This is a genomic window from Variovorax sp. CF313, assembly GCF_000282635.1.
Taxonomy (GTDB): Bacteria; Pseudomonadota; Gammaproteobacteria; order Burkholderiales; family Burkholderiaceae_C; genus Variovorax.
On sequence record NZ_AKIW01000152.1, the window covers coordinates 1 to 3,163 of the forward strand.

Genomic DNA, 3,163 nt, shown 5'->3' on the forward strand with positions numbered 1-3,163 from the left:
AAAGTGATCAAGCAAGGCGGAATCAAGGTTGACTAGCTTGGCTCTCCCCCAGGCTTCGCGCACTTCGTGTCGCTTCTCCTTCCCCCTCGCCGGGGGCGACGCCTGCGGCCCGGCGAAGCCGGTTCCGCGGCGTCCCGCCAACAGGACCGAGGGCTCAGTGCCCGCGCGCGGCCACCGGCAGGCGGATCACGAAGCTCGCGCCGCCGCCCGGGCGGTCTTCGCAGCGCACTGTGCCGCCGTGGCGCTCGGCGATCGACTTCACCAGCGCCAGCCCCAGGCCGACGCCGCCGTTGCGCTCGCTGGCGCCGGGCAGCCGGTAGAAGGGCTCGAAGATGCGTTCGCGCAGGGCCGTGGGCACGCCCGGGCCGCGGTCGTTGACGCGCACGGTGGCGTAGCCGTTGGCGCAGCCCAGCTCCACGGCGATCTCGCCGGCACCGTAGCGGCGGGCGTTCTCCAGCAGGTTGCGGATCGCGCGGCGCAGCAGGCGCGACACACCCGGCACGGTCAGCGTGGCGTTGTCGGTACCTGCGGCCAGGTCGAGTTCGGCGTTCACCTGCGAGCATTCCTCGGCCGCGAGGCCGGTCAGGTCCACGGCCTCGATGGTGCCCATGTCGGCCTCGCTGGCGTCGAGGCGGCTGGCCAGCAGGATCTCGTCGATGAGCTGGTCGAGCTCGCCGATGTTGCGCGAGATCTCTTCTCGAGCCGACTGGCTCGGGCGCTCGCCCATCAGCTCCAGGCCCATGCGGATGCGTGTGAGCGGCGAACGCAGCTCGTGCGAGGCGTTGGCCAGCAGCGACTTGTGCGAACGCACCAGCTGCTCGATGCGTTCGGCCGACGCGTTGAATCGTTTGGAGAGATCGGTCACTTCGTCCTGCCCTTCTTCGGTCACGCGCACCGAGAGATCGCCTTCGCCCCATCGCTGCACGCCGCGCTGCAGCGATTCCAGCCGCTGCGTGATGCGCCGCACGATCGGATACACGCCCAGTGCCACCGCTACCCCCACCAGCGCGATCATCCATCCCAGCCCGAACGGCGTGCGCCATGGCGCGAAGCCGGCTGAGCCCGGGAGCCGTTCGCGCGGCGCCACGCGCAGCGTGAGCGCCTTGCCGTCGCTCAGCGTCACGTCGAACTCCAGGCCCTGGCCCGGCACGCGCAGCGCGGTGCCTGCGCCGATGGGCTTGTCCTGCGCGTCGAGCACCACCACGTGGCGCGGCACCGGCGCCAGGCGCTCGCGCTCGGCCTCCGCCGCTTCGCGCACGATCCAGTTGGCCATCAGCGTGAGGATGACGACGCCACCCACCACCGCGAGCCAGATGCGGACGTAGAGGTGGCGGGAATAGAGGTTGCGCAGCATCGGGCCGGGGTCGGGTCAATCTTGCTGCTTGGCAAAGACGTAGCCCACGCCGCGCACCGTGAGGATGCGCTTCGGGTTCTTCGCGTCGACCTCGATGGCCGCGCGGATGCGGCCCATGTGCACGTCGATGGAGCGGTCGAAGGCCTCGAGTTCGCGGCCGCGCACGGCTTCCATGATCTGGTCGCGCGTGAGCACGCGGCCCGCGCGTTCGGCCATCGCCACCAGCAGGTCGAACTGGTAGGAGGTGAGGTCGGCCAGCGCGCCGGCCACCGACACGGTGCGCGCGTTGCGGTCGATCTCCAGCGTGCCGAAGCGCATCACGGTGGAGGCTTCGGCCTCGGTGGCGTTCTCGCTGCGGCGGCGCAGCACGGCGCGGATGCGCGCCAGCAGCTCGCGCGGCTCGAAGGGCTTGGGCAGGTAGTCGTCGGCGCCGATCTCCAGGCCGATGATGCGGTCCATCGGGTCGCCCTTGGCCGTCAGCATCAGCACCGACACCTTCGACAGCGGAGCAGGCAGCGCGCGGATGCGGCGGCACACTTCGAGCCCGTCGGTGTCGGGCAGCATCAGGTCGAGGATCACGAGGTCGGGCGCGTGCTGCTGCAGCTGCTCGAGTCCGCTCGCGCCGTCGCCGGCATGGTTGAACGCGAAGCCCGACTGCGTCAGGTACTCGCCCACCATCTGCGCCAGGCGGGCGTCGTCTTCGATCATCAGGAGTTGGGGGGTGCTCATGCGCTTCATGGTCGTCCAAAGGGAGCAAGCGGGCTTGAACGCTCCGTAAAGTTGGGTAAACCTCGAACACCCCTGTCAACCGGCGATGCTGCGAAAAGCATAGCGCCGACTCCAGAGGGCGTGGGCTCAGCCCCGCTCGAGCGGCCGCAACTGCAGCCGCAGCGACAGGGACGAGGACAGCGGCAGGTCAACCGGCGTGCCCGCGCCGTTTCCCGAGTGCGCCAGGTGCGCCAGCGATTCGAACAGCGCCAGCGCCTGGGCCATGGGGTTGATCTCGGCCAGCGATTTCGCCGCTTCCGAGCTCGGTGGCGTGGCTGCGGGCGCCGTGCCGCCCTCGCCGGCCAGCGACCAGTCGAGCGCCGCTACGGTGCGCTGCGTCGGCTCGTGGGCGATCACCAGCGCCACCGCCAGCAGGCCGCGGCTGTCGGTGACCGAAGCCAGTGCGCCCACCGTGGGCGTGTCGCAGCCCACCAGCAGCACCGGCTCCTGGTCGCAGGCGCACTGCACCGCCGCTTCGAGCAGGCCCGAGGCAAAGCTGTGCTCGTAGGCCGAAATCGCGTTGCTGGCCGCCATGCAGCCGGTGCCGATGGTCCAGTAGCCCACGGCCGCGTTGTGCACCGAGTTGTGGAACTTGGTGGGCGACAGCATCTTCGGATCGCTCGCGAGCGTGCTGCACATGTAGTCGTTGATCGACAGGTCGCCGTGCGCCGACGTGAACACGCAGGGCACGTCGGCCGCGTTGCGGCCCGAAGCGGCCATGGCGGCGGCCGCCACTTCGAGCGCCAGCGCCACGGTGTCGGGCGCGCGGCGGCGCTCGGCCGGGGCCAGCACCTGCGGCGAGGGGCGCTTCGCGGGCGGGTCGGCCAGCGCGCCTTCGCCGCGGAAGGCGGCGCGCGCGGCTTCCCAGCCGGGCAGCGTGGGCGTCCAGAAGGCGGGGCCTTCGATGTAGAGGGTCGGGCGGGTAGGGACGCTTGTCGTGGTTGTCATTGGATTGCCTTCTCGCGGAACACCGTGGAACCGGCTTTGCCGGGCCACTGGTGTTGCCCCCGGTCGGGGGGAGGAGAAGCGACACGAAGTGCC

General features: G+C 70.6%; 3 protein-coding genes. All 3 read right to left on the reverse strand.

What is annotated here, in order from left to right; genetic code table 11:
• Window positions 1-154: 154 nt before the first annotated feature.
• Complete coding sequence (locus PMI12_RS26160) at window positions 155-1,354, reverse strand: ATP-binding protein (protein WP_007838756.1); 1,200 nt, start codon at window positions 1,352-1,354, stop codon at window positions 155-157.
• Window positions 1,355-1,369: 15 nt separating this feature from the next.
• Window positions 1,370-2,092 carry a response regulator transcription factor gene (locus tag PMI12_RS26165; protein WP_007838761.1) on the reverse strand — a complete coding sequence of 241 codons (723 nt, stop codon included), beginning with the start codon at window positions 2,090-2,092 and terminating at the stop codon, window positions 1,370-1,372.
• Window positions 2,093-2,209: 117 nt separating this feature from the next.
• Window positions 2,210-3,070 carry a beta-ketoacyl synthase chain length factor gene (locus PMI12_RS26170; protein ID WP_007838762.1) on the reverse strand — a complete coding sequence of 287 codons (861 nt, stop codon included), beginning with the start codon at window positions 3,068-3,070 and terminating at the stop codon, window positions 2,210-2,212.
• Between the last annotated feature and the right edge of the window lie 93 nt (window positions 3,071-3,163).